Origin of the sequence: Thalassorhabdus alkalitolerans (genome assembly GCF_042656525.1) — a bacterium.
GTDB lineage: Bacteria > Bacillota > Bacilli > Bacillales > Marinococcaceae > Thalassorhabdus > Thalassorhabdus alkalitolerans.
In genome coordinates this window covers 247,956-273,909 of record NZ_JBHSOZ010000002.1, presented here as the reverse complement: position 1 = coordinate 273,909, position 25,954 = coordinate 247,956, and the positions used below count along the sequence as shown (strand labels likewise).

Genomic DNA, 25,954 nt, shown 5'->3' with positions numbered 1-25,954 from the left:
ATAGTTTCATTGATTTTTAAAAAAATTGACCTTATAATTATTTAAGTGTTATTTACGTAAATTTTACATTTTCTTAATATACAAGGCTTATGAAAAGGAGGCGGAGCTGTTGTCTAAGGAGATATTTAGCCGATATGAAGTAAAGTACTTAATTCCTTTCGATAAATATCAAAGATTAGTAGAAGCAATGATGCCCTATATGAGATTTGATAAATTCGGAAATGAAGGAAGATATAATATAGTCAGTCTGTACTTTGACTCACCAGATTATAAGATATATTATGAAACTCGTAATAAGCTGCGCTTCAGGCAGAAGCTGAGACTCCGCGTCTACGATAATGTGACGGTGAATGACACGTCTTTTTTGGAAGTGAAACAGAAGTTTAATAATGTGGTTAACAAACGCAGAACCTCCATTAAACTAAATGATGCTTATAAATACATTTATGAAGGTGAAAAAGAGAACCTTCAGGCATCGAACTTTCAAACCCTTCGGGAAATTGATAACTTTAAGACCCTTTATAATCTGCAGCCAGAGGTTGTTGTAAGTTATGACCGGCAGGCATTCCATGGGTTATTTGAAGACGACCTTCGCGTCACGTTTGATTACAATTTAATGTGCCGAAGCGACGATTTACGAATCGAGAATGGACCGCAGGGAACGAACTTTGTTGACCCGAATTTGGTCATCCTCGAAGTGAAGGTGAATAATAGCGTACCGTTGTGGCTTGCTCGTATGTTAAGCGAGTTTGAATGCTCCAGGCAGAGCGTTTCTAAATTCTGCACAAGCATTGACTTAATGACGGGAGAAGAAGAAAAGAAAGCAGTCAGTCAATTTTAGCAGTAGTAAAAGGAGTACTCCATGAATCAATTTAGCGACATTATTAATCAATTTACTGTAACAAGTACTACAACCACTCTTACAGAAGCATTTATGGCAATCATCTTAAGCTTTGTCCTAAGTATGATTATTACGGTTCTTTATAAACATACGTATAAAGGGTCTCAATACTCTCAATCCTTTGTCCACACGATCATTATTATGAGTGTGGTCGTTTCTATCGTAATGATTGTAATTGGTAACAATATTGCTGTAGCGTTTGGTTTGGTTGGTGCCTTCTCAATTATTCGCTTTAGAAGTGCCATGAGTGATCCAAAGGACATCGCGTTTATCTTTTTTGGAATGGCCGCAGGGATTGCGAGTGGTTTAGGATTCTATATGCTGGCGATTCTTTTTACCTTAACATTAAGCTTCTTAATTTATGTATTGTATGTCATGGACTACGGAAGCAAAGGCGAAGCCTTGAAGCGTTTACGGATTACTATTCCAGAGAATCTACATTATGAAGACCTATTTACTGACATCTTTGAGGAAAAGCTGGAGTATGTAGAGCTTCGAAGCGTAGAGACAACAAACCTTGGAACCATGATTCAGCTCGATTATTCTGTTCGTAACAAAGAAGGCGTCCTTGATAAAGAATTAATGGATGCCATTCGCGAACGAAATGCAAATCTAAAAGTCTCGATTAATTTCTCCTAATAAGCAGCACACAGCATGTAATTCATGCTGTGTGCTTTTTTTTATATATATAGGGTGCCTGGCACCTATAGGGGTTTGTAACATAGAAAACAGTACAAGTCGTGATATAGAAGGAAAAAGGCAAACGGAAATATGACAGCCACCAAGGGTGCCAGGCACCCATAGAGGTTTGTAACATAGAAAACGGTACAAGTCGGGATATAGAAGGAAAAAGGCAAACGGCAATATGACAGCCGCCAAAGGTGCCAGGCACCCCTGTACTGGCAAGGGAACTTTTTATCAAAAATTCCTCCATTGTTCTTGATTAAGAACAGACGGTGATATATTATGTAGTTAAGTTCTCAATGAAGAACAATAGATGCTTGGAAAATTCTTTTTAAAGAAGGGATCCGTATGAAAGTACTTTATGTAACGGCAAGGTCTCCCTATCCACCTCATAAAGGAGATCAATTAATAGCTTATGAGCAAATCAAAAAACTTGCCGCAAGCAGTGTGAAAGTCTACCTTATTAGCTTTGTCAGCTCTGAGGCAGAAGAAAAAGAGCTAAGAGAGGAAGTAGGAGACTGCTGTGAGGCCATTTATACACTTTCTATACGAAAATCGACCCAAATACGAAATCTGGCAAATACGCTGACTAACAAAAAACCATTTCAAGTCAATCTTTATACCAATACATTCATAAAAACCAAACTGGATAACATTGTTGAAACGGTTTCGCCGGATCTCATCCATGTACAAACCGTAAGAATTGCTGACTATTTTCTCGATACTGACATCCCTAAGGTAGTAGACATGATTGATGCTCTTTCCCTCAATATGAAAAGAAGAGCTGAGAAAGAGAAGTTTCCTTTAAAGCAAGTATGCCGGATAGAGAGCAAGCTTCTTCGTGCCTACGAAGAACGTGTGCTTTCAGCGTATAGCAAAGCCTTGCTTGTATCAGAAAGTGATACGAAAGCATTTCCGCAAGCGAACATCACCGTCAACCCGAATGGCACCTACATCACGAAAGAATATCTACAGAACTATGAAACGATCAAGAGGGAAAAAATCATCCTTTTTCATGGGAACATGGGATACTTCCCAAACGTGGAAGCCATGACTGTCTTTGTGAAAGAAATATGGCCAAGGATTCATGGCAAGTACCCGGATTACAAGCTTTATATTGTAGGAAAAAGTCCGTCTTCTAAAATTCAAAGCTTTCATGGGCAGCAAAACATTGTCGTAACTGGCTTTGTAGAAGAAGTGTGTGAGTATTTAAAGAAAGCTGCCATTGGGGTCTATCCGATGTACTCGGGAACGGGAATGCAAAACAAAATCCTTGAAGCCCTTGCCTGCGGCCTGCCTAGCGTGGCTACTCCCCTTGCTTTGCAGGGGATCAAAGGAATATCTGATCGGGAAGTTATTAAAGTGACCAACAATGATGAGCTCTGCCGAAGTATTGATAACTTAATTCAGGAAGATCTTGTAAGGCGTGAGCTTAGTAAAAACGGGCAGGATTTTATCTTTAGAAATTATTCATGGGAAAAGAATGTTGATACTCTGATAAAGGTTTGGGAAAAGGCTGCTTCAAAAAACGTGGACAATGATTCGGTCCTTAAGAAAGAGGCTCTGTATTTATAATATGGTGGAGGAGGAAGACGGATGAAACTGGTTTTGTTATCAGGCGGGTCTGGAAAGCGTCTGTGGCCGCTATCAAATGATGCTCGCTCTAAGCAATTTTTAAAAGTGCTAGAAGGAAAAAATGGGGAAAAGGAATCCATGGTTCAGCGAGTCTGGGGGCAGCTTGGTGAAGCAGGGCTGCAGGAGAACTCAATGATTGCCACCAGCAAGGCCCAGATGGATATGCTGCAAAGTCAACTTGGACAAGATGTATCTATTATTACAGAGCCTGAAAGACGGGATACCTTTCCAGCGATTGCCCTAGCTGCAGCGTATCTTTACTCCATTCAAGGCGTAGAGCTCGATGAAGTGGTGACGATCCTGCCAGTAGACCCTTATGTAGATGACCAGTTTTTTCATAGAATCAAAGATATAGAGGAGGCTCTGTCCTCCACAGAAACCGACATAGGACTTGTCGGAGTCACCCCGACATACCCATCCGAAAAATACGGCTACATTGTTCCTGAATCACACAGCCAGGAATCTTCCTCCCTGACAGTCAGCTATTTTCGGGAAAAGCCATCTGAAAAAGAGGCAGCTGCTCTCATAGAAAAAGGAGCCCTGTGGAATTGCGGAGTATTTGCGTTTAAGCTTGATTATATGATTTCTTTTCTTGAAGAAAAGGGTCTGCCGATTCAGTACGAAGAGCTAATCAAGCAATACAGCATACTTCCAAAGAACAGCTTTGATTATGAAGTGGTGGAAAAAACGAAGAACATAGCCGCTATCCCCTATGACGGGTATTGGAAAGACCTTGGTACCTGGAATACACTCACTGAGGAAATGACTACTAATATAATAGGGAAAGGGAAAATGTGTGAGGCTTCCACACACACACATATCGTGAACGAACTTGACATACCCGTAGCCGTGTTAGGATTGAGGAACACAGTGGTCGCGGTGAGCCCAGACGGGATTCTAGTAACCGAAAAAGAAGCAAGCCCGAAAGTAAAGGATGCCATTAAAGATCTGGTTCAGCGTCCTATGTTTGAAGAGCGTCGTTGGGGCTGGTACCGGGTGCTGGATTATACAAAGCAGGAAAGTGGAAATGAAATCCTGACAAAACGCATTGGTGTGGCAAAAGGAAAGAATTTAAGTTATCAGCTTCATCTGAAGCGAAGCGAAGTATGGACCATTATCAAAGGCGAAGGGGAATTCGCTTTAAATGATGAAATAAGGAAAGTTGAACCCGGAGATGTGCTTGAAATTCCTGTGGGAGCAAAACATGGGATCAAGGCAAACGAAGATTTGGAATTTATTGAGGTGCAGCAGGGAAGCGAGCTCATCGAAGAGGATATTATTAGAATATATATGAATTGGGAAGAAGTAGAGGGAGCATGCGCCTTTGCGAAAGGATAACAGAAGAAGCGGGGACCTTGCGAGGAAAAGCAAGGTCCCCGCTTCTTTGCGATGCCTTTTGGGGTGGGGTGCCTGGCACCCATAGAGGTTTGTAACATAGAAAATAATGAAAGCCGTGATACAGAAGGAAAGCGAAAAACGGAAATGTTACAGCCGCCAAGGGTGCCAGGCACCCATAGGGGTTTGTAATATAGAAAACAGTGAAAGCCGTGATATAGAAGGAAAGCGGAAAACGGAAATGTTACAGCCGCCAAGGGTGCCAGGCACCCCCGTGAGGCACCCCCAGTGGAACCCACCGTTGGCTTTCCTCAATAAATCCTTTACTAGGATAAAAGTAGTCCTTTTTAAAATAGGGAATTATAATTAAAATCATAATTTTTCCATTTTCATGCTTAATAACTATAGAAAAATAAGTGAAACATCTTTATGATAGGGGTAAGTTAAAATCGTAGAGAGAACTGGAAGAGAGAAGGGTGGGGGACAATTAGACATGAGTGTAAGACAAGTAGGACGTGTTTTATCCCATCTCCGTCAAGCAAGAGGCCTGAAAATCGAAGAAGTGTGCCGGGGGATCTGTACAAGAGAAGAATACAGAGACTTTGAGTTATCCCTTCAGTATCCGAGAGTGGATGTCCTGCAGAAGCTCAGCTGCCGGCTGCAGATTGAACTCGAAGACTTTTTTCAAATCAGAAATGAAGAAATTAATGATTACGGCGGTGCCATAGAAAATATTATACGTCGCTTTATTCGCTACCGGGATTATGCCTTTATTTATGAAATCGTGTCACGGGAACTGGAGGATGAACCATTATCCTGGGATAGATATCGTCAGCAGTTTTTGCTGTGGCATATGGGAATTTGCCAATACCACCACCTGGGAGACGCAGCCAAAGCACTGGACACATTGGAAGAAGCATTGCAGTTAACGTATACATCAAACGAACCAATAAAAGAACGAGAAGTTGAAATTGTGATCAGCAAAGCCATCATTCATTGTGAAATAGGGGAACTTGAGAAAGCAATCAGGATTTATAATAAGGCATTGAATTTGATGGCATCAAGCCCGCACTTAAATAACCCTCATATTCACATTCGTATATTGTACTCCTTATCCAAAACTTACACGGATGTAGAAGAGTATGAAAAATCCTGTGAGATGATTGAACAGGCCATTGATATGTGTATTGATAATGAAACCATGTATCTGTTTGGGGAATTGTATTTCCAGCTTGGTGAAAACTACATTAATTTAGGCAGGATCAAAGATGGTGAAATGATGATTCAAAAAGCGATTGTGCTATTTGAAGCCCAAAAGCATACAGAAATGGTAGAACTATCAAAAAAAGAACTAGGGAATTTGTTAAAAGTGAAGTAATATATAGGTAGGAATGAAAGGAGGGGAAATTATGAAAAAAGCTGCAAAGACACTTGCTAGTTTTGCCATCGTTGCTTCTCTTTTTAGCTTTGGGTTATTTGGAGGCGTAACAGGTGATTTTGATGAAGCAGTCAAAGGAAAACCTGCCCAAGATGAAGAAGTTAGCGTTTTAGGGTTACCGCACCGTCACTAATACTTAGGTAAAATAGAGCAGGAATGCCTTTTTAGGTGAAACCTGTTCTTTTTTTTGAACGTTTAAGGATGTTCTCTATGAGAGGAAGTAATGTGAAAGAGCCTCGACGATTCATAAAGGGCTTCTTCTTTTTCCTATTGGTATTGCCCCTTATAAGAATTTTATACTTAAAAAGGACTTTCCCTTTGTTTCAAGGAAAGTCCTTTTCATGGTTAGAGAGAAGCTAGCGTCCTGTTGCTTGTACAAGAGCAGGTCTGTCTCCACCTGTTGTATAAGTGATGTTCATTTCGTCTCCTGCATAGAAAGGAATATCGTTGTTATACCCTAGTTTTAACGCCCGTTCTTCTCCATGTATCTCCACTGCGATCGTATGCATGTCCGTGTAACCAACCATCGTAGCCTGAGCGGTTACTACATCTGGAATGGTCAATTGTTCGCCTATGTTTATACGGTGAGTTGATTTGTTGTTTAGGTCCTGTAATTCTCCAACTGTAGTCCCAAACCGGTCAGCCAGACTAAAGAGCGTATCTCCTGATACTACTCTGTATTGATCATAGGACGGGTCACTTGGCGAAGAAGAGTTCTCTTCCCTTGAATCGCTGCCATTGCTGCTTTCTAACGTCAAGCTCTGCCCGGGATAAATGATATTGCTCCCCAAATTATTTGCTTCTTTCACCTCATTTACAGTCATTCCGGCACCCGTTGCAATGCTGTAAAGGGTGTCACCTTGTTCGACGGTATACTCTGTCGTACTCCTCGTATCATTGTTCTCTCCAGAAGCTGGTGAGTCATGTACCGGACCACCTGGAGGAACTAAGAGCTCTTGACCAACTGAAAGCTCAGTGGAATGCCCCATTTCATTTTTATTTTGCAGCTGTTCCACCGTGACTCCGTATTGTTGTCCCAGAGAGTAAAGTGTATCTCCTGGCTGCACTTCATAAACTTCACTGCACGCACAGGCGCTGGAAGAAGATGCCGCCCCAGCAAAGAGGCCAGCAGCTACAACCAAAGATGCAACAACCTTTCCAAACGGCCCTCTCTTATGTTTCTCCTTCAAATGATATGTCATAAAAACCAACTCCTACGTGGGTTTACTTATCCCTACCCCTTTTTTCCTAGACCTAATCTAGAAAGTGAGTAATTATCATGGAACAGAGTTTGGTTGTACAAGGTATGGGAATCATTTTTGTGAAAATTAAAGCTCTGTTATTGGCAACTGCTGCTTTTATATCTAGTTAGTCGAAGGTCCCGCAAATTGGTTTTCCAGAGGAAAATGAGGCATGCCAGTGGCACAGAAAACACCATGAATGGATTGTGCCACATGCACCTTTAGATACAAGCGAGTTTTTTTTAGCGAAAATCAAAAACAAGATGTCATAAGGTTTTTTACAATGATTATTTGAAAAAAAGTAATAAATAAAATTTTATCATTAGTTTGACAATTTAATTAATATAGGATAAAGTACTTAGTAATGAGAGAGTGGTATACCACACACCGCACACCATATATCGGTTTTTAGAGAGCTAGTGAGGAGTGTTAGTTTTGAAAAAGGTGGGAAAGTTCGTTTCTTACACGGATCAAGTATACAGAGAGATAAAGGCTGCAATTATCAGCCAGGATATTAAGCCGGGTGATACGCTGCAGGAACGAACAATTGCCGATACCTTAGGAGTGAGCCGTACACCGGTAAGAGAAGCATTAAAGAAATTGGAATTTGAAGGATGGGTGGAGACGATTCCCTGGAAGGGGGTCGTTGTAAAAGAAATCGACAGGCAGGATATACTGGAAGTCTTTCAATGCCGCTGCGCCAATGAAAGTTTTGTCGGCATTCTGATTGCTGAGAGCATAACAGATGAACAAATCGAGGCTCTTGAAGGCTTTTACAAGAAGATGGTGGAGCTTTCCACTCAAAATAAGCAAGAATTTATAAATGAGGACAGAAAGTTTCATATGTATATGGCCCAGCTGACTAATAACAGCCGCTTAATACAGTTTCTTGACCATTTAAGCGATCAGATGCTCCGGTTTGGGATTCGGGCTGTGGACAATGATTTCCGTACAAAAGAAACACTTGAAGAACACCAGGCAATTTTGCAGGCACTAAAAAACAGGTCTGTCGATGAAACACGCCAGGCTATTGAAGAACACATTAAAAATAGTGAAGAAGTACTGATAAGGTTAGTCGACAAAGAGGAGGGCAAGCTATGAGCAGCAATGATACCAGCTTAACGATTACAAGCAGCAATGAAAACAAAGGTCTTTCTATAAACAATGTGCTTTGTATTGGTTACTCAGGAAGAAACCAGGAGAAGGTAAAGGAGCATATTGAGGAGCTTGCGGAGCTCGGCGTACCTCGTCCGGAGCAGACACCTACTCTTTTTCCTATGAGACTTTCAAGTCTGAACACGACTGGAAAGATGGAAGTAATAGGAGATCAGACCTCAGGGGAGGCAGAGCTTGTCTTTATTTATGGAGACAAGGAAGAGGATGTGTATGTGACGGTAGGAAGCGACCACACAGATAGAGAGTTAGAGACAGTACATATCGGAAAGTCAAAGCAGGTGTGTGACAAGCCGCTCGCTTCCAAAGTCTGGCCGGTGAAAGATGTAATCGATCATTGGGATGAGTTAGTTTTGAAAACAGAAATTAAAGTGGACGGCCAGTGGCAGTCTTATCAAAACGAGAAGGTATCAGCAATCATGCCTTACGAAGACATCAAGGAAAATTTAAAATCACGGGGAATTGAGCTTCCTAATTCTGTGTTTTTTGCAGGGACAGTCCCTTTGCTTGACGGCTTCAAGTTTGGCGAAGCCTATGAAATGTCTCTTGAGGATCCGGTTAAAGGAGACTCTATTATACTTCATTATGAAGTCCAGGAGCTGTAAGGAGGGGTAGAATGAGAATCTTAGTTTTCCAGATTGATATTGTGCCGGGAGATCCGGAGGCAAACAGAAAGAATATATCCAAATGGTTTAAAGAGCAGGTTTCCAGTGAGGAAACAGATCTGGTTGTTCTTCCTGAAATGTGGACCACCGCTTATACGCTTCCTGATCTTCATAATCAGGCTGAGCCGCCAAATCATGAAACCATTGATTTTCTTAAAAAACTCGCACAGGAATACGGTGTGCACATTGTCGGAGGCTCTATCGCTGTTAAAGAGAAGAGCGGCATTTACAACCGGGCAATCGTGATCGATAAAAAAGGGAGCGTTGTCTATGAGTATGACAAGCTCCACCTTGTCCCGATGCTGAAGGAACCAGACTACCTTGCACCTGGTCGTGAAAAAGTGAAAGTGTTTGAACTGGATGGAATTAAAATGGGGATTGTCATCTGCTTTGACCTTCGCTTTCCTGAAATTATGCGTGAGCTTGCCCTTCAGGGAGCCCAGGCCCTGTTTATCCCTGCAGAATGGCCGGATGCAAGAGCTGGTCACTGGGAGGTGCTTCAGCAGGCCAGAGCGATAGAAAATCAAATGTATGTCATATCATCAAATCGAGTCGGCGCGTATGACGGGGTGGAATTTGCCGGCCGCTCGATGATTACAGACCCGTGGGGGAACGTGCTGGCAAAGGGAAGTCAGGGGGAGACGGAGTTTCTAACGGCTTCTCTGGACTTGGAAAATGTGAAAAATGTGAGAAAACAGGTTCCTATTTTTGATAGCAGAGTCCCTCATTTATATTAAATAGAATGCTTTGCCAATTTTTATGCAGGCAGGAAAAAGCATGAGGGAAACTTTCTATATAGATATAATGCATTACTGGTATCCGTATGTACAGAGGTTCTTAATTTTACTAAAGGGGTGACTAACATTGAGAAAAAGATGGACAATGACTATGACTGGAGCAGCGATGGTACTTGCACTTACAGCATGCGGGGGAAATGGTGACGAACCAGCTGGCGGAGAGGAAGAAGCAGCAGATGGAAACGGAGGAGCAGAGGAAAGCGTAACGCTTCGTCTTGCACACTCGGCTTCAGACTCTCACCAATATCATATTGCAGCGGAACACTTCCGCGATCTGGTGGCGGAAAAAACTGATGGAAGCGTAGAGATTGATATTCATGGCAACGCCACACTTGGCAGTGAAGCGGAAGTTGTAGAGCAGATTCTTGACGGTACCATTGATATGACAACCGTTGCGGCTGACAGCAGCTTTGCAAATACTGTCCCGGAAATGAACCTGTTTGGTATTCCATACATCTTTGAAGATATTGACCACGTCTATGAAACTCTTGACGGTGACATTGGGCAAGAACTCCTTGAAACGGTAAATGAAAAAAATATGGTTGGTCTTGGCTACTGGGAAGTGGGAGAGCGTCATGTGTCAAATAATGAGCGTGAAATTGCCCACCCTGACGACATGGAAGGACTAAGCATACGCGTACAGCCTTCTGCTGTTTGGGAAGCACATATGCAAGCCTTAGGAGCAAGCCCGACACCAGTAGATTTTAATGAATTGTATTCAGCCTTGGATCAGGGTGTGGTTGACGGCCAGGAAAATCCTCTTCCAACTATTGATTCTATGAACTTCTATGAGGTTCAGGATTATGTATCTTTAACTGCTCACACGTATTCTCCGGCTATTGTGGTTATGAGCAATAACGCCCAGGATAACCTTAGTGACGAGCAATTTGCAGCGGTTCAGGAAGCAGTAGATGAAACAACGGAATTCCACCGTGAACACCTTGGCGAGCTTGAAGAAGAAATTCTTGAGCATTTGGCAAATGAAGGTGTAACCATTACGGAAGACCCTGACCGTGACGCGTTCCAGGAAGCTACTTCTGAAGTAAGAGATGTACTTGAGGATCAAGTGCCAAGTTCCCTAGTAGACCGCGTTCTTGAAAGAGAATAGTAGAAAAGTGAAGGGTGTCTTAGCTGGTGTATGGCACCAGCTGGGGCACCTGCTTTTATTGTAAAAGATCCCAAGGGGAGGTCTATATGGCTAAAATTGATTACATCTTAGGGAAAGTGATGGAAGGGCTCCTGTTTTTAGGCTTGTTCTTGACCGCAGCGGTGACACTTCTTCAAGTCGTCTTTCGGTATGTCCTTGGCCAATCATTGGCCTGGTCGCAGGAATTCGTTTTGATCTGCTTTGTTTATACCGTCCTCTTTGGGGCGGTGCTTGGGATTAAAAATAGTGAGCATTTGCAGGTAGACCTTCTTGACAAAGCACCTGAACCGATAAGAAAAATTTCAGTAATTTTAGAATTCCTCATTGTTTTTGCATTGATAGCCGTCCTTGTTTATTACGGTTTTCAGCTCTTTTTAAATAATTTGCAGTCGGGGCAGATTGTCGGGATTCTTCCAGTGCCGGTCGCTTACGTGTACCTGGCTATTCCGGTAAGCGGGTTATTTATGCTCTACTTCCAAGTTAGGAAGGTGATGAAGAAATGATCTGGCTTATTCCACTTTTATTTGCACTTATTTTACTACGAATTCCGATAGCCTTTGCTCTTGGCTTCGTATCTATGCTGGGCATTTTTCTAACCGATCCCGGTTTATTGATAAACGTGCCTCGAAGGATTTATAACGGGATTGAAAGCTTTACGTTAATTGCTGTTCCCTTGTTCATTCTTGCTGGAGAAATCATGACAAAGGGCGGCATTTCGAACCGTTTAATTCGTTTTTCCCAAATGATTGTCGGCTTTATGCCCGGGGGTCTTGCGATGGTCATTGTCGTGGCAAGCATGTTCTTTTCAGCACTGACCGGAACAGCGATTGCCGCAGCCGCTGCCATCGGGGGCATGATGATTCCTGCGATGACTAAGCAAGGCTATGATCCTCGTTTTTCCTCAAGCCTTGTTGCCACATCATCTACAATCGGACCGATTATCCCTCCTAGTATCGTGTTGATTTTGTTTGGGGTAATGGCAAGTGTATCCATAAGTGATTTGTTTGTGGCGGGAGTTGTTCCGGGTATCTTAATGGGGATTGGCCTGATGGCGTACTGCTTTGTGATCGGCTTAAAAACCAAGGATAAAACGAGATCCCCTTTTCCAAGTGCAAAGGAATTTCTCTTTGGATTAAAAGACGCCGTGCTTGCTTTGATCATGCCTATTATTATCCTTGGGGGAATAATTTCAGGTATTTTTACAGCGACTGAATCAGGGGTTATTGCCGTCGCCTACGCGCTGATCATCGGACTCTTTGTATACAGGGATTTAAAGCCAAAGGATCTTATTCCTGTGTTTATTGATTCAGGAAAAACCACAGCCTATATTATTTTCTTAATTGGTAATGCCTCTTTATTTATCTGGCTATTATCCTATCATTCGATTCCACAGCAAATGGTAGAAATGCTGGGACCGGTTGCTGAAAATCCGTTTTTGCTACTGCTATTGATCAACGTAATCTTATTAATTGCTGGTACATTTATTGATACCATCAGTGCTGTGTCTATTTTTACACCACTGTTTTTGCCTCTTGCCTTAGCAGCAGGAATTGACCCTGTACATTTTGGTATTATCCTGGCAGTCAACCTGACAATTGGTATGGTGACACCTCCTTTAGGAGTGGCTTTATTTGTTACGGCACGGATCGCCAATATCAAGGTTCCGGAAATGTTTAGATATCTGATCCCTCAGATCGCTATTTTGCTTTTTGTATTGGTTATTGTTACGTATATTCCAGATCTAATCATGTTCTTCCCTGACAACTACGAGCAATGGTTTGGGACAGTTGATTAATATGAAGGAGATGAAGGTATGAATACACCAGCAGAGGTTCGCGAGCAAATTCGAGCTGGAAAATGGAATAAACCAACAACAGGATTCAATTTTGAAACCCTGCAGGCAAATATAGTGATTCTTCCCGTGCAATATGCAGGAGCTTTCAAAGAATATACAAGAAGTAACCCGAAGCCCTGTCCGGTCCTCGAAGTGATACATCCTGGTTCTTACGTTTCAGAGCTGGCTGACGGGTCTGATATACGAAAGGATGTTCCCAAGTACCGGATATACAGGCAAGGAGAGTTGGTAGAGCAGGCAGAGGATGTAACAGAGATTTGGCAGAACGATTTTGTCACATTTCTCATTGGCTGCAGCTTCACGTTTGAAAATGCATTGATCGACAGTGGGATCAGGCTGCGCCATATTGAAGAGAAGAAGAATGTAGCCATGTACCGCACGAATATTGAGACGGTGGAAGCGGGCCCGTTCCATGGCCCCATGGTCGTATCCATGCGCCCTGTTCCCCAAGAACAAGCAAAGCTGGCAGCCGAGATTACAGAAAAATTTCCCCGGACTCATGGCGGTCCGGTCCATATTGGGGACCCAAGGGAGATTGGAATTCAGAATTTAGATCAGCCTGACTACGGGGAAGCGATTGAACTGAAAGAAGGCGAAGTTCCTGTGTTTTGGGCTTGCGGAGTGACCCCTCAGGAAGCGGTTCTCCGCGCAAAGCTTCCTATTGCGATTACCCATGAACCTGGCCATATGTTTGTTATGGATAAAACCTACGATGAATTAGACTGAGCAGGGCTGTGTAATAAGGAAATGTGTGTGGACAGCAACGCTAACTAAATAGTTTACACCTTAAAGAAGACCTGTCTCACATGATGAGACAGGTCTTCTTTGTTTTTAGTTGGCAAATAAATGCTTACCGATCGTATGACTCGGTGTTCGGGTTAGAATCCACTCGGATGTTGCGATGGCCGGGTTGTAATAATATGTAGCTCCTTTTGAAGGATCCCAGCCTTGATAGGCGTCTCTTACAGCCTGATAAGACGTGCTGTCGGGGGTGAGTGCGTATTGACCGTCATGAACCGCAGTGAATGCGTTCCTTTGATGAATGACTCCCTCGACCGAATTTGGAAATTCAGAGGAGTGGAGGCGGTTTTTCACGACCGCAGCGACTGCAACCTGACCTTTATAAGGCTCCCCGCGTGCTTCACCATGAACGACTCTTGCCATTTGTTTGACCTCTTTCAGCTTGTGGAGAGTACCCGGTCCGGCTATTCCATCTACACCGAGAGAGAACTCAGCCTGGAATTGACGGACCGCTTCTTCTGTTGCCGGGCCGTAATATCCAGTTGGAGCAGTATGTAGGTAATCAAGCTGTACCAGCTGCTGCTGCAGATCGGTGACAGCAGGACCTTCAGACCCATTTTGCAGGACTGAATGGGCTTCTGCATGTTCAGTCATGGTAGTAAGAAGTAGGAAAGTAAGTGCAAATAAAAAACTGTAAACTATAGTGAACCTTTTCTTCATACGAAGCCTCCTTTCTCTCTTACTAAACCCGTTTTGAAAAAAGTTAAAACTAGAAATTGAGAGATTGAGACAATAGACTTAGTTATCAGAGAGGAATGGTATGAATACTGGCGTCGATGGGAGTGGGTTGTTTCAATTTTATTACAATCAATTGGGAAATATAGTAATTTAGTCGTAGGCTTGTATACTAGTGATAGGACATCAGATGACAGAAAAGATAGAGGGAGAGTATAAAAAGGGGAGTGGAAAATGAATGCCTATTGTAGGAAAGTCTTACTGGAAGAAAGAATCAAATGGAATAAAAGAAGAATGCACATCGTAGCGAAAAGGCACGGATTAAGCAGCATGAAAACAGTGAAATGCAGCCAGAAACTAGACATCTTACTTAACCACTACCAAAAAATCCAATAAAGGTGCCTCTATGCTAGGGTGCCTGGCACCCTGGCATGGCGAAAAAGGAAGAATCCATTAGTACCAGGGGTTGCAGCGTGTTTCATGTTACAGAGATGTTACATTCTGTAGGGGTGCCAGGCACCGATAAATGTTACAAAAGTATTACATTCGGGGAGGGTGCCAGGCACCGATTATAGGGCGAAGTTATAGTTTTTGGGTCACAACTTTTTGCTTCCAAGTAAAAAGGGTAGAGGGCTTCAAGTACATATTTTTTTAGATTTATTGTTCACTAAAGTGAACTTTGAAAATAAGAATAGAAGGGGATACTTAATCTGCGGAAGCTGGTTTAACATTGACCTTACACCACGACAGACCAAACACCTGCAGAAAAGTTCCTATTCTGTTGTGTAAGGAGGGTGGTTGAATCTATGGCTGGTAAATGTGCTACAGGAATCCAGGGTTTAGACGAAATAATAGAGGGGGGCCTTCCAGAAAAATCGGCTGTCATTTTGGAGGGAGCACCAGGCACTGGCAAAACGACGATTGGTATCCAGTTCTTGCTCCATGGCATTCAACAAAACGAGCCTGGAATTTACATTACGTTCGAAGAATTTCCTGAACAACTCTACGAGGATATGAAAAGTTATGGATGGGATCTTAGAAAACATGAGATAAATAACAATTTACGAGTCGTGTGCTTGTCTCCTGAGGTGTTAATGGAACAACTGACAACACCAAAAGGCTTACTTGAAGTAATGGTCCAGGAAATAGGCTGCAAACGCATAGTCATAGACAGTATTAGCTTGTTTAGGTATTTAAGTCAGGAGGGGGAAAGGGACAACCGTAAAATACTTTACACATTGCGGAACACTTTGAGAAGGCTCGGACTTACCTCTCTTCTCATACAGGAGCAATCCAGTCTTCAAAGAGAAGACATCCCCTTTGAGCACTTTCTTGTGGATGGGGTCATTCGGCTGTATCTTAAAGAGCATATGAGTATGTTTCGGAAGAGAACCCTTGAAGTCGTTAAAATGCGGGGAGCACGCCTTTTTGAAGGAGAGCATGTATACCGCATTACAGAGGAAGGAATCTATGTCATGCTGGCTGCTCAAACGGTGGTTGACAAGCAAATAGATTCAAGAGACAAAAGCGTCAATACAGGCATCGAAAGCCTGGACAGGCTGTTAGGAGGAGGAATGGCCGAGGGTGCGGTTTATATGCTCGATACAAACAGCAAAGCCAACTACAGGCACATTATTGCATCCATCCTTGGTGCACGTCTGAAAGAAGGTTACAGTCTCATCAGCTTATTGTCCAGTACACAGACAATAACTGAGTTCGGACCTTTACTGAAGCTTCACAACGTAGATATTGAAAAAGCTATTAAGGATCAAAGGGTATACTTTATTGAGCACTACGACCGCCCAGTGCCCTCTGACTGGGAGCATGCCGTTTTTCAAGTGAAAGATTTATCTAATGAAGAATACAGCCATTTTATCGACCATGAATTAATCAATCAAATAAAGAACGGTCCACAAAACAGTGCCAGCTGGTTTGTCTATTATGACTTAAACACGATATTTAATGAAAGAGGAAAAGACTATGTATTAAGGTCTTTTGCCAAGGAGGCCGCGCTGTGCAGGTCACTCGGGCTGACAATGCTCGTTTTATGCAATTTTAAAGAGGTTGGTGAACAAGCTGCTTCCTTTTTAGAACGGACTACAAACGGAGTATTTAAAACCTGGGTTGATGGCGCCTACCAATATCTGCAGGTTACCAAATCACCGAATGGTTTAATTTCGGAGCCTTGCTTGCTTGAAAGTAAAAAGGAACATCCATTTATAAGGTTAAGATAGAAGGGGGACACACCCATTGAAAAAAAACGAGTTACTGTCCATGCAACTTGAATGCACCATGCTGTTTCAGTCAAATCCCTATATGGTTGAAACTGTGGAAGGACTAGAAATAAGATTAGGGAGAAACAAAAAGGATCTGGAGCCTGTTATAGATTCGTTACTCAAGCAAGAAATTATTCAAAAGATCGGAGATGATTCCTTACCCCTTTTTCGTTATAAAGAACCCGTGGTTACGACAGAGATTGACCTGACAAGTGAGCTGAATAAATCATGACCATGCCAATAGAGCTTATTGAAGAAATACAAGAAACATACGCGGCTCAGTACGACCTTACTATTTTGTTTACTGATGAAAAGGGTGAGCTGGTTGCGCCGCCTAAAGGGGAAAATGTACTGTGTAACAGGCTTCTTACTCTGGAAGAGGGAAATTTATTAGATAAAATTAAAGAAGGCCTGGGAAGTGTTATCTCCCGGCCTTTTGTGTACGATGTTTTGCCGGGTGTCCATGTAGTCATTGCTCCTGTCGGTAAAGAGAATGGAGAAAATATTTACTTATGTGCTGGAGCCATGGTGGAAGAACAGACACAGCAATTTGTAATATCCGAGCTGGGTAAAATATCCAAGGGTGAAGAAGTATGGGAAAAAGCAGTAGATGAGGCGCCTTCTCTTACCCCTGAAAACAAACAGGAATGGATGCGGCGTGCTGGCTCTGTCTCAGCCCTTGCCGGCCTCTGTTTTCAGGGAAATAACCAGGAAGGGGCGGCCTCTGTGCAGGCTCAGCTGTTCCGCGAAGCTGCAAAGACAGAGCACAAAGACCTTCAACAGCTCCTTGATTATTTTCTTGAAAACAGCAGAGATCTGGATTTTATAGGAACAGCTCAGAAGGAAGAAGACGAGCTTTACCGGGTAGATCATATTGCAGGCAGTGAGGCTCAAGACTTATTAAATGCTACTTTCTCCCCTGGAGAAAGCTTTTTGGGAAGAGTCCTTATTACAGGGAAAGAATCCAGCTGGGAACAAGTTCAAGAGGATCCCCGCTCTCTCTTTTTTAGGAGAAAAGGCGTCAATGTGAAATCTCTTTATTGTTTCCAGATAAAACAGCGGAATGGCTCGATATCTCTTTTATTCGGAGGAGAACTTAAAAAGGGAGTTATTTCACAATCAGCCTTAGAACAGGGAAAAACATTAGCTGCCATTTTAGAATCAAGCTTTCACGCAACATCCTTGCAGGCTGAACATAAGCAGCAGCTTGCCCGCTTATCGTCTCTGGTGGAAATTTCCACTATGCTTGCTTCTACCCCAGAGCTTAAAAGGATACTCTATATTTTAGTTGATATCAGTCTTAACCTTGTAGAAGGGCCTTTTTCCTGTGTCATATTAAAAGATCGAGAAAGCGACAAAATTCAGCTTGTATCCCGAGGGAACAGGAAAAAAGAAATAGGCGCCTATGCAAAGGAAGCAGCAAAACGTTACTTCCAATCCCCAGGCTCAAGAGATGTTTTTGCGCCAACGGTCCGGGAGACTCAGGAAGCAAGCTATGTTATTGAGTGCCCGCTGTTCCATCGTGACGACCTGTTAGGTATCCTCTGCGTAGGGTGTGACACATTGTCAGAACGGCATCTTCAGGAACATAAGGCTTTTTTGCATACATTATCTATTATTGGCGGCGTTTCTTTGCAGCTGGCGAGACAGGAAAACGAAGATCTTGGCGAAGGGCAAGTTCATGCCTTGCACAAAGCCATTGAGCAGTTTGATCCGGCATCTCATTCAGCCTCTCAGCAAGCAGCAAAAGTTGCTGGAGAGTTTATTGCAAATATTGGCCTGCCGGTAACATTGATGCGGGATGTAATCAACGCATGCCAGCTCTATCCTTATACACCGGATTTTATTCGAGAAATATTTCCTGAAAGCAAGGTGCCCGATATGCTGGAAGAAGGAAAGGCACTGGCCGATGGGAAACCGGGGGTTTCGTGGAAAGAGATCGGAGCAGGCAGTCAAGTGCTGGCTGTGATTTTGTCTTATATCGAAAATGGAGAAAGCCTAGAGACTATGAAAGCTTTACTAGGATCAGAGGAAGGAGTTGTTCAGGAATTTATTTCTTTTATAGAAGGCAAAGAAGTCATGGAAGAAGAGTTTACCCTTACAAAGAAAATATTAAAAAGTGAAGAGATCGTACCTACTTCAGCGGCAATTAAAACGAATAGCAAGCTTTCACCGCGAGAACAGGAAGTATTGGATTTAGTCGTACAAGGATTGAACAATAGAGAAATCGCTCAAAAGCTTTATATTAGTGATCATACGGTGAAAAATCACGTAACGAAAATCTTTCAAAAGCTTGATGTCACCGACCGGGCTCATGCGATTTCCAAGGTATACAAAATGAAATATGAAGGAAATTCTTCCTCGTAAAATGGCTGTCTCACATGTCGTACTCCGGCGGTGAGGCATTTTTTTGTGCTTCTGGAGCTAAGAGCGATTAGCAAGATCATTTCTTTCCTATAGGAAGAGATCCCCCCTTGGCTGGACGATAGGAACCTGTTCTTATAAAAAAGAAAAGAGAATGAACAGGAATGGTGGGGGATATTCGGTTTATTTGCTGACAGGCATAATAAGCATTGTAAGTTGTTAGTCACAAGTCAACACCATTACACACAAAGGCAGGGGGTGCTCGCGAATTAAAGTGCTTAATCAGCAAACAAATGAAATTATTGTTGAAAAAGTGCAAGGAGCTTACAGCTTCGGAAAAAGGCTGAAAGGATTAATGTTTACAAAAAGCATCCCAGAAGATTATGGGCTTCATATTGATCCTTGTCCATCGATCCATACATTCTTCATGAACTTTCCTATCGATGTATTGTATCTAAACAGGCAAAACGAAATTGTAGGGATAGACGAAGAATTGAAACCAGGAAAAGTCGGAAGAAGAATACCAAAAGCCAGGTCAGTCATCGAGCTTCCGGCTGGAAGAGTTCAGGCTTCTTCCATTGCTGTAGGGCAGACCGTTGCCATTGTGGATGAAAAGTAGTGTCAATGAGTCAGTAAGTAAACTAAAAAACTAGTTTTATATAAAAAAGGAGAGATTTACATGTTGGAATTATTTAAAGGTCTATTCATTGAAGAAGAAGGACAAGGCATGACGGAATACGGTTTGATTCTAGGGCTTATTGCTGTAGGGGTTATCGTGGCCCTAGGCTTGCTTGGAGACCAAATCCGTGGCTTCTTTGAAGACATCACAAATCAGCTCTAAATCATTACTATAAAAAGAAGGACCCTATAATGCATAGGGTCCTCCTTTTAAAAACTAATCAAAACTCGAATGAAAGGATGGCCGCTGTGATTGATATTTTCTTGATTCTTGTTTTAGTCATTTGTGTCGCCACGGATATAAAAAGTCGGAAAATCTATAACAAAGTGATCTACCCAAGCTTGCTGGCTGCTTTTATCTATCATTTAGCAACTGGCGGCTGGGAAGGGCTGAGCCATTCCTTCATTGGATTTTTGATCGGTATGGGGCTTCTTTTCATCCCTTACGCACTGGGAGGAATGGGTGCGGGAGACGTAAAGCTGCTGGGGCTGATCGGAGCACTTAAGGGGGGCACATTTGTCTTTCATTCTTTCCTTTATATTGCTTTAGCCGGAGCAGTCATGGCTCTTGCTGTCATCTTATTCCGAAAAGGAGTTCTAAAATCTCTCTATTACACGTTTGCTAGCCGAAAAAGCGGTGTGAAGCTTACAGAGGGAATTTCCAGAGGATCCTTAAAGGCGACATATCCCTATGGTGTACCGATAGCCGCCGGAGTCGTAATCACATTGTTTGTAAATGGATGGACCTTTCTATGATCAAGCGGGAAGACGGCCAATCTCTTGTTGAATTTGCCCTTGTCCTTCCTGTTCTCCTGCTTGTCCTTGTTGGAATCCTTGATTTTGGAAGAATTATGTATACCCATCTTCAACTGGAAATGGTCACTCAGGAAGCTGTGCGACTCGGGGGGTTGGGCCAGACAGATGCACAGATTCGATCGTATGCTTCCGACAAGTTTAACGGTGATTCTTCTAAGCTGGCTATTACAGTTTCACCAGGCGGAACACGTCGGGCAGGGACATATGTAACAGTGGAAATGACTTATCCGGAAACTTTTTTTAAACCGTTAGGGAGTGTTTCTATTCCATATACAGTCAAAACAAGTTCGACGATCCGCGTGGAGTGAGGGAATGGCTTATGCTATATTTTTTAAAAAAGTTTAGAAAAAGTGAAAGTGGCAATGCTCTTGTACTTGTTACTTTGTCGTTTGGAGCGATTGTAGCGATCCTGGGGCTCGTGATTGATGGCGGGCACTTATATATGACCAAAAGCCACTTGCAAAAAACCGCAAACGCAGCGGCGCTTTCCGGCGCACAGGAAATACCAAACAGTGGTGCAAGGGTGCAGAGGGTTGTAGGTGAAGTACTTGCTTCCCATGAAGAAGGAGGCAGCCTTCTTCGCTCAACTGTGGAAAATAATAGACAGCTGCATGTTGAGTTAGAACGGGACGTGCCTCTCTTCTTTGCTTCTCTATTTGGAAGGGATTCTGTTTCTATTCATGTGGAGGCCAGGGCTTCATTGAACCCCATGGGAGAAGCCAAAGGAGCTGTGCCATTAGGGATTGATGAAAAGGTAGAGTTGAATTATGGAGAGAAATACGAATTAAAAGTAGACTCTGGAGATTCAGAGGCAGGAAGCTTTGGTGTTCTAGCGCTGGCAGGCTCCGGGGCAAATCATTACGGTGAGACATTAAAGCATGGTTTTAAAGATACGATGAAAGTAGGGGATATCGTCCCTACTCAAACAGGTAACATTGCAGGAGCTACAAGAGAAGGGATTAACCATCGGATCGACACCTGTCCGTACCCGAACGGGGAGTACAGGGAACGGGATTGTCCAAAAGTAATGCTAGTTGTTGTTTATAAACCTCATGAGAAATCACAAAATCAATTAAGAAGCATCCAGGTTACGGGGTTTGCTTATTTCTATGTTACTGATCGCATGGGAAGAAATGATGATTCTATTAAAGGGACCTTTATTAAGAGAACCGGGCCTGGAATGGCAGGAACGGGAACGACACTTCCCCCAGACCGAGGCGCTTACGCTATTAGACTAACAGAGTAGGTGAAACAAGAATGAAAGCTAAGAAACTATTAATGCTGGCGATTTTTTCAGGATTTATTACAACAATTTTCTTTTATATTTTTATAAACCAGGCAGCTTCAACTCCAGCCGAAACATCTCCGGTAACCGAGGTGGTTACTGCAAGTGAAGACATCGCAAGAAACCAGCAGATTACCGAAGAAAATACAGTTATCGTGGAAATGCAGGAAGACCAGGCTCATCCACAGGCAGTCACTGATCAGGAAATGATTCTTAATCGCTTTGCTTCCGCTGAAATTAAAGAAGGAGAAGTAATTTTGAATCACCGCGTCGAACAGGGTGAGGAAGCGGACTTTATTTCGAAAAAAATTGAAGAAGGAAACAGGGCAGTTTCTATTAGTGTGGACTACGTAAAATCGGTTTCTAACTTAGTAGAACCAGAGGACTTCGTGGATGTTGTGCTGTCAGAAGAGGAGGATTCACAACATGCAGCTGTCCATACAGAGCTGGTACTAGACAAGGTAAGAGTGTTAGCTGTTGGGGAAAGAATGGTTGATCCGGATGTAGAAGAAGGAGGGACAGAAGAGTACCACGCAGTCACTCTTGAGCTGTCTCCAGAACAATCCATTGAGGTAATCAATGCCAGTGAGAGAGGAACACTTCAACTGGCTTTACACAGCAAAAGGCATACGACAAGTGAGGCAAAATTGGTACAGCAAACTGCCGGGACAGCCTTGGGAGCGGGAGACTATGTGATTCCAATGCCTGACAGCTCTATGATTAGGTCAGAGCCGCATATCAATGCTTCCATTAATACTGTGGTTGCAGCAGGAACGGAGCTTCAATTTCTAGATGAGCAGCAAGCGGATAACGACAATAGAGTTTGGTATTTGGTAGAAACGCCGGGGGGGAAACAAGGCTGGATCAGCAGCCGGATAGTAAATGAGAAGGAAGAATAAATAGGAGTGGTGAGACAGTGGCAAACCGTGCGTACAAAAAACAGTCGGGCGAAGAGCAGGGAAAAGGAAAGGTAATCGTTGTTTGCAGTGCTGTAGGCGGAACAGGAAGAACCTCTGTCACTGTTAATCTAGCAGCACTCCTGGCGAAAAGAAATTTGAAAGTAGATATTATAGATGGCAACCTCCAGTTTGGAGATACAGCAATGGCTCTTGACCTTCAGCCTTTTTATACCTTAAAAGAGTTAGCTGAAAGAAATGACATCTCAAATGCAAGGGACTACGCAGTACGGCACGAAACAGGAATTCAGTTAATTGCTTCTCCGACAAGACCTGAATTTGCAGAGCTTATCTCAACTAGCTTTCTTGCTTCTTTAACGAAAGAACTTTCTGAGGAAGCAAATGTGGTCCTTGTTGATGCCCAGCCTGGATTACCTGAATACAACATTGAGCTTATGGAACAAGCAGACAGCCTTTTTGTGGTGACAACGGCAGGCATGGCTGCTGTAAAAAATACAAAGATCTTCATAGAAACGTTGGAGGCTCTTGGTCTTAAAGAAAAAGCTCACTTACTCGTAAATAAAGCAACTGCCCCGTCTGTTATAAAAGGGAAAGAGATAATGGAACTAGTGGTTGTGGATATGGCCTGCTTTCTCCCAGAAGAAAGAAAACGAATGTCCCAGTCAATGGACCTGGGAAGGCCATTAGTGCTTGATGAGCCGCAGCGAAAGTATACAAAAGAGCTTGGAAGAATGATAGATGAACAGATTTTTTCTCAAATTAATGAAACCAGAAAATCTACTTCAAGGGGCTTTGTAAGGAAGGTTGACGAAAAGTTAAGAGGGACTGGGGGGAAGAGACGTGAGCTTATTAGCAAGACTACAATCAAAGAGCCAGACGGAAGTGAAAGTAACTAATTCAGTCGTAGATAAAGAGGCCGATCACCAAGAAAAAAAGAAAGGAAAAGAGCAGGATAGTGAGCTGAAACAAAGTCAGAAGCTGGAACCAAAAAAAGATACGGAAAAGAAATCTTCTTCATCTTCCTCTCCTTCGACTCCGAAAAATAAAAAGCAGCAACGCCCTGCACAGAGAGATGAATATAGTGAAATAAAAACTCTTACGCTAAAGCACATCGTGAAAGAACGAAAAGATGAATCTATTGAGGATATTGTGGCTGATCTGGATTCAATTATTAATGAAGTTCTTACAGAGAATGAGAATTTAAACAGGGTGAAGGAGTGGACAAGGCTAAAGGACGAGCTGATTAATGATTTAACAGGCTATGGGCCCATTAATCCACTCCTGCAAAATGAAGATGTTTCAGAAGTTATGGTAAACGGACCAGACAAAGTATACGCCGAGATTGGCGGGAAACTTCAGCTTACTGATGTGACCTTCAGGGATAACGACCATGTGATGGCGGTTCTTGAGAAGATTGTTGCTCCATTGGGGCGGAGAATTGATGAAAGCAGCCCAATGGTTGATGCTCGCCTGCAGGATGGTTCACGAGTGAATGCCATCATTCCTCCTTTAGCACTGGGTGGTCCAACAATAACCATCCGTAAGTTTTCAAAGGATCCCTTTACCATTCATGACTTAATTCGCTTTGGCACTCTAACGGAAGAGATGGCTGACTTTATCAAAGCCTGCGTGGAAGCAAAGCTTAATATCTTTGTCAGCGGCGGTACCGGTTCCGGAAAAACAACGACTCTTAACGTATTATCATCATTTATTTCAAATGAAGACCGGATTGTAACCATTGAGGATGCTGCAGAGCTTCAGCTTGGGCAGGAGCACGTCGTTTCCTTGGAAACACGTCCTCCCAATATAGAAGGAAAAGGAGCCATTACGATCCGCGACCTTGTAAGAAACTCTCTGCGAATGCGTCCTGACCGTATTGTCATAGGTGAGGTTCGAAGCGGTGAAGCGTTGGACATGCTCCAGGCAATGAATACAGGACATGACGGATCACTTGCTACCGGTCATTCAAACAGTCCCAGGGATATGGTGGCGCGATTGGAAACAATGGTGCTGATGGCGGGTATGGAGCTTCCGGTTAAAGCAATCAGGGAACAGATTGCAGGAGCGTTGAATGTCATTATTCAACAGTCAAGGTTGAAAGACGGATCACGACGGATCACAAATATTACAGAAGTACAAGGACTCGAAGGAGACATTATTGTTCTTCAGGATATTTTTACGTTTAAACAGTTTGGCGTGGATGATAACGGGAAGATTCTTGGGAAATTGGTGCCCACAGGAGTGCGGCCGAAATTTTACGAGAGAATGGAATATGAAGGTATTTATTTGCCGCCGTCTATTTTCACAGAAAGAGAGGAGTAGAAGATGACCATATTATTGGTGCTTTCTGTGTTTTTAACCTCCTTTCTCCTGCTGTGGTCGATCACTCTTTTTCGTGCGAAAAAAGAAGCCGCAGACGCAGAAGCGGAGAAGATTAGAGAGCCTGTAACGATAAAAGGCTTGCTGAAAAATGGGAACCAGAAACTCAAGCTGCTTATAGTAAAAAAGAAAAAGCCCAGCAAGAAAAAAGATAAACTGGAACAGCAGCTGAGTGTAGCTGGTGTGCCGATAAAGCCTGAGGAATTTATTGTGTTTCAAGTGTTTGCTATCTTGATCGCAGGGGGACTGATGCACCTTTTAACCAGTCAGCTGATCTTAATGGCGGCAGGGGGAATGGTTGGGTACTTGATGCCAAAAATGTGGCTGAAGGCTAAACAGAAAAAACGAATGAAGCAATTTAATGAAGGACTCCCTGGAATGATTACATCTATTACTGGCTCCCTGCGAGCAGGTTTCAGCTTTCCTCAGTCTCTGCAAATGGTGGCAGAAGAGTCATATTCCCCTATTAGAGAGGAAGTTCAGCTTGTATTAAAATCCATGCAATACGGAACGACCCTGGAGGACGCACTGGTGGCATGGAAAGACAGAATGCCTAGCGAAGACCTGGATTTACTGGTTGAAGCTATTTTAATCCAAAGGCAGGTTGGCGGAAATCTTGCTTATCTCTTAGACAAGCTTGTGGAAACAACCAGGGAGCGTTCCAAGATAGAAGGGCAGGTTAAGACACTGACTGCTCAAGGAAGGCTTTCAGGAATCATAATCAGTCTCCTTCCTGTCGGTCTCGGAGTTCTTATCTACATGATGAACCCGGAATATATGAGCACGCTATTTATTCATCCGATAGGGCAAGGAATGCTAGTGGCAGCAGTCATAGGCGGAGTCATCGGCTTTTTCCTCGTTCGAAAAATAACGACAATTGAGGTGTAAGAAA

28 protein-coding genes are annotated in these 25,954 nt (G+C 43.0%); 26 read left to right on the top strand and 2 right to left on the bottom strand.

Annotated elements, in window-relative coordinates; translation table 11 throughout:
- The first annotated feature begins 109 nt into the window (after positions 1 to 109).
- The 6 genes from ACFPU1_RS01335 (at position 110) to ACFPU1_RS01310 (ending at position 6,126) form a co-directional block, all read left to right on the top strand.
- A complete protein-coding gene (locus ACFPU1_RS01335; protein WP_385937631.1) occupies positions 110 to 841 on the top strand; it encodes a polyphosphate polymerase domain-containing protein in 732 nt (243 codons plus the stop codon).
- Positions 842 to 862: 21 nt separating this feature from the next.
- A complete protein-coding gene (locus tag ACFPU1_RS01330) occupies positions 863 to 1,540 on the top strand; it encodes a DUF4956 domain-containing protein (RefSeq protein WP_054637608.1) in 678 nt (225 codons plus the stop codon).
- 393 nt (positions 1,541 to 1,933) lie between these two features.
- A complete protein-coding gene (locus ACFPU1_RS01325) occupies positions 1,934 to 3,160 on the top strand; it encodes a glycosyltransferase family 4 protein (RefSeq protein WP_385937627.1) in 1,227 nt (408 codons plus the stop codon).
- 21 nt (positions 3,161 to 3,181) lie between these two features.
- On the top strand, positions 3,182 to 4,558 hold the full coding sequence (locus ACFPU1_RS01320; protein WP_385937624.1) for a sugar phosphate nucleotidyltransferase: 1,377 nt from the start codon (positions 3,182 to 3,184) through the stop codon (positions 4,556 to 4,558).
- Between the two features lie 490 nt (positions 4,559 to 5,048).
- A complete protein-coding gene (locus tag ACFPU1_RS01315; RefSeq protein ID WP_385937621.1) occupies positions 5,049 to 5,933 on the top strand; it encodes a helix-turn-helix domain-containing protein in 885 nt (294 codons plus the stop codon).
- A 31-nt stretch (positions 5,934 to 5,964) separates the two neighbouring features.
- Positions 5,965 to 6,126: a hypothetical protein gene (locus ACFPU1_RS01310; protein WP_157049989.1), complete on the top strand. Its 162-nt coding sequence runs from the start codon at positions 5,965 to 5,967 to the stop codon at positions 6,124 to 6,126.
- Positions 6,127 to 6,349: 223 nt separating this feature from the next.
- On the opposite strand, the gene ACFPU1_RS01305 is transcribed toward ACFPU1_RS01310, so the two are convergent.
- Entirely contained in the window at positions 6,350 to 7,195 is an 846-nt protein-coding gene (locus ACFPU1_RS01305; protein WP_385937617.1) for a LysM peptidoglycan-binding domain-containing protein, read from the bottom strand.
- Between the two features lie 483 nt (positions 7,196 to 7,678).
- On the opposite strand from ACFPU1_RS01305, the gene ACFPU1_RS01300 reads away from it, so the two are divergent.
- The 7 genes from ACFPU1_RS01300 to ACFPU1_RS01270 all read left to right on the top strand — a co-directional run bounded on the left by ACFPU1_RS01300 (position 7,679) and on the right by ACFPU1_RS01270 (position 13,597).
- Positions 7,679 to 8,335 (top strand): GntR family transcriptional regulator, encoded by a 657-nt coding sequence (locus ACFPU1_RS01300; protein ID WP_385938233.1) that lies wholly within the window; start codon positions 7,679 to 7,681, stop codon positions 8,333 to 8,335.
- Complete coding sequence (locus ACFPU1_RS01295; RefSeq protein ID WP_385937614.1) at positions 8,332 to 9,012, top strand: DUF2848 family protein; 681 nt, start codon at positions 8,332 to 8,334, stop codon at positions 9,010 to 9,012. The genes ACFPU1_RS01300 and ACFPU1_RS01295 overlap by 4 nt, the downstream gene beginning before the upstream one ends.
- An 11-nt stretch (positions 9,013 to 9,023) precedes the next feature.
- Positions 9,024 to 9,809: a carbon-nitrogen family hydrolase gene (locus ACFPU1_RS01290; protein WP_385937611.1), complete on the top strand. Its 786-nt coding sequence runs from the start codon at positions 9,024 to 9,026 to the stop codon at positions 9,807 to 9,809.
- A gap of 127 nt (positions 9,810 to 9,936) precedes the next feature.
- A complete protein-coding gene (locus ACFPU1_RS01285; protein WP_385937608.1) occupies positions 9,937 to 10,977 on the top strand; it encodes a DctP family TRAP transporter solute-binding subunit in 1,041 nt (346 codons plus the stop codon).
- An 86-nt stretch (positions 10,978 to 11,063) separates the two neighbouring features.
- Positions 11,064 to 11,519, top strand: coding sequence for a TRAP transporter small permease (locus tag ACFPU1_RS01280; RefSeq protein WP_054637847.1), 456 nt, complete (start codon positions 11,064 to 11,066; stop codon positions 11,517 to 11,519).
- Positions 11,516 to 12,811 (top strand): TRAP transporter large permease, encoded by a 1,296-nt coding sequence (locus tag ACFPU1_RS01275; protein WP_385937604.1) that lies wholly within the window; start codon positions 11,516 to 11,518, stop codon positions 12,809 to 12,811. Before ACFPU1_RS01280 ends, ACFPU1_RS01275 begins: the two co-directional genes overlap by 4 nt.
- An 18-nt stretch (positions 12,812 to 12,829) precedes the next feature.
- The gene (locus ACFPU1_RS01270) at positions 12,830 to 13,597 is read left to right on the top strand and encodes a putative hydro-lyase (protein ID WP_385937601.1); all 768 of its coding nucleotides are present in this window, start codon (positions 12,830 to 12,832) and stop codon (positions 13,595 to 13,597) included.
- Positions 13,598 to 13,702: 105 nt separating this feature from the next.
- On the opposite strand, the gene ACFPU1_RS01265 is transcribed toward ACFPU1_RS01270, so the two are convergent.
- Positions 13,703 to 14,332: a cell wall hydrolase gene (locus ACFPU1_RS01265; protein ID WP_385937598.1), complete on the bottom strand. Its 630-nt coding sequence runs from the start codon at positions 14,330 to 14,332 to the stop codon at positions 13,703 to 13,705.
- A 249-nt stretch (positions 14,333 to 14,581) separates the two neighbouring features.
- On the opposite strand from ACFPU1_RS01265, the gene ACFPU1_RS01260 reads away from it, so the two are divergent.
- The 13 genes from ACFPU1_RS01260 (at position 14,582) to ACFPU1_RS01200 (ending at position 25,950) form a co-directional block, all read left to right on the top strand.
- Positions 14,582 to 14,743 carry an aspartyl-phosphate phosphatase Spo0E family protein gene (locus ACFPU1_RS01260; RefSeq protein WP_083465643.1) on the top strand — a complete coding sequence of 54 codons (162 nt, stop codon included), beginning with the start codon at positions 14,582 to 14,584 and terminating at the stop codon, positions 14,741 to 14,743.
- Between the two features lie 410 nt (positions 14,744 to 15,153).
- A complete protein-coding gene (locus tag ACFPU1_RS01255; RefSeq protein WP_385937595.1) occupies positions 15,154 to 16,581 on the top strand; it encodes a DUF7125 family protein in 1,428 nt (475 codons plus the stop codon).
- 16 nt (positions 16,582 to 16,597) lie between these two features.
- On the top strand, positions 16,598 to 16,855 hold the full coding sequence (locus ACFPU1_RS01250) for a hypothetical protein (RefSeq protein ID WP_385937592.1): 258 nt from the start codon (positions 16,598 to 16,600) through the stop codon (positions 16,853 to 16,855).
- Positions 16,852 to 18,990 (top strand): LuxR C-terminal-related transcriptional regulator, encoded by a 2,139-nt coding sequence (locus tag ACFPU1_RS01245; protein ID WP_385937589.1) that lies wholly within the window; start codon positions 16,852 to 16,854, stop codon positions 18,988 to 18,990. The genes ACFPU1_RS01250 and ACFPU1_RS01245 overlap by 4 nt, the downstream gene beginning before the upstream one ends.
- Positions 18,991 to 19,261: 271 nt before the next feature.
- Complete coding sequence (locus ACFPU1_RS01240; protein WP_385937586.1) at positions 19,262 to 19,606, top strand: DUF192 domain-containing protein; 345 nt, start codon at positions 19,262 to 19,264, stop codon at positions 19,604 to 19,606.
- Positions 19,607 to 19,666: 60 nt separating this feature from the next.
- Positions 19,667 to 19,828 carry a Flp family type IVb pilin gene (locus tag ACFPU1_RS01235; RefSeq protein ID WP_385937584.1) on the top strand — a complete coding sequence of 54 codons (162 nt, stop codon included), beginning with the start codon at positions 19,667 to 19,669 and terminating at the stop codon, positions 19,826 to 19,828.
- Positions 19,829 to 19,914: 86 nt separating this feature from the next.
- Positions 19,915 to 20,421, top strand: a complete 507-nt coding sequence (locus tag ACFPU1_RS01230) for an A24 family peptidase (RefSeq protein WP_385937581.1) — start codon at positions 19,915 to 19,917, stop codon at positions 20,419 to 20,421.
- A complete protein-coding gene (locus ACFPU1_RS01225) occupies positions 20,418 to 20,789 on the top strand; it encodes a TadE/TadG family type IV pilus assembly protein (protein ID WP_385937578.1) in 372 nt (123 codons plus the stop codon). Before ACFPU1_RS01230 ends, ACFPU1_RS01225 begins: the two co-directional genes overlap by 4 nt.
- An 11-nt stretch (positions 20,790 to 20,800) precedes the next feature.
- The gene (locus ACFPU1_RS01220) at positions 20,801 to 21,727 is read left to right on the top strand and encodes a pilus assembly protein TadG-related protein (protein WP_385937575.1); all 927 of its coding nucleotides are present in this window, start codon (positions 20,801 to 20,803) and stop codon (positions 21,725 to 21,727) included.
- 11 nt (positions 21,728 to 21,738) lie between these two features.
- A complete protein-coding gene (gene cpaB / locus ACFPU1_RS01215) occupies positions 21,739 to 22,665 on the top strand; it encodes a Flp pilus assembly protein CpaB (protein ID WP_385937572.1) in 927 nt (308 codons plus the stop codon).
- A 17-nt stretch (positions 22,666 to 22,682) separates the two neighbouring features.
- A complete protein-coding gene (locus ACFPU1_RS01210) occupies positions 22,683 to 23,579 on the top strand; it encodes a CpaE/TadZ family protein (protein WP_385937569.1) in 897 nt (298 codons plus the stop codon).
- Entirely contained in the window at positions 23,524 to 25,005 is a 1,482-nt protein-coding gene (locus ACFPU1_RS01205) for a CpaF family protein (RefSeq protein WP_385937566.1), read from the top strand. Before ACFPU1_RS01210 ends, ACFPU1_RS01205 begins: the two co-directional genes overlap by 56 nt.
- Before the next feature lie 3 nt (positions 25,006 to 25,008).
- Positions 25,009 to 25,950: a type II secretion system F family protein gene (locus ACFPU1_RS01200; RefSeq protein WP_385937563.1), complete on the top strand. Its 942-nt coding sequence runs from the start codon at positions 25,009 to 25,011 to the stop codon at positions 25,948 to 25,950.
- Positions 25,951 to 25,954: the final 4 nt, after the last annotated feature.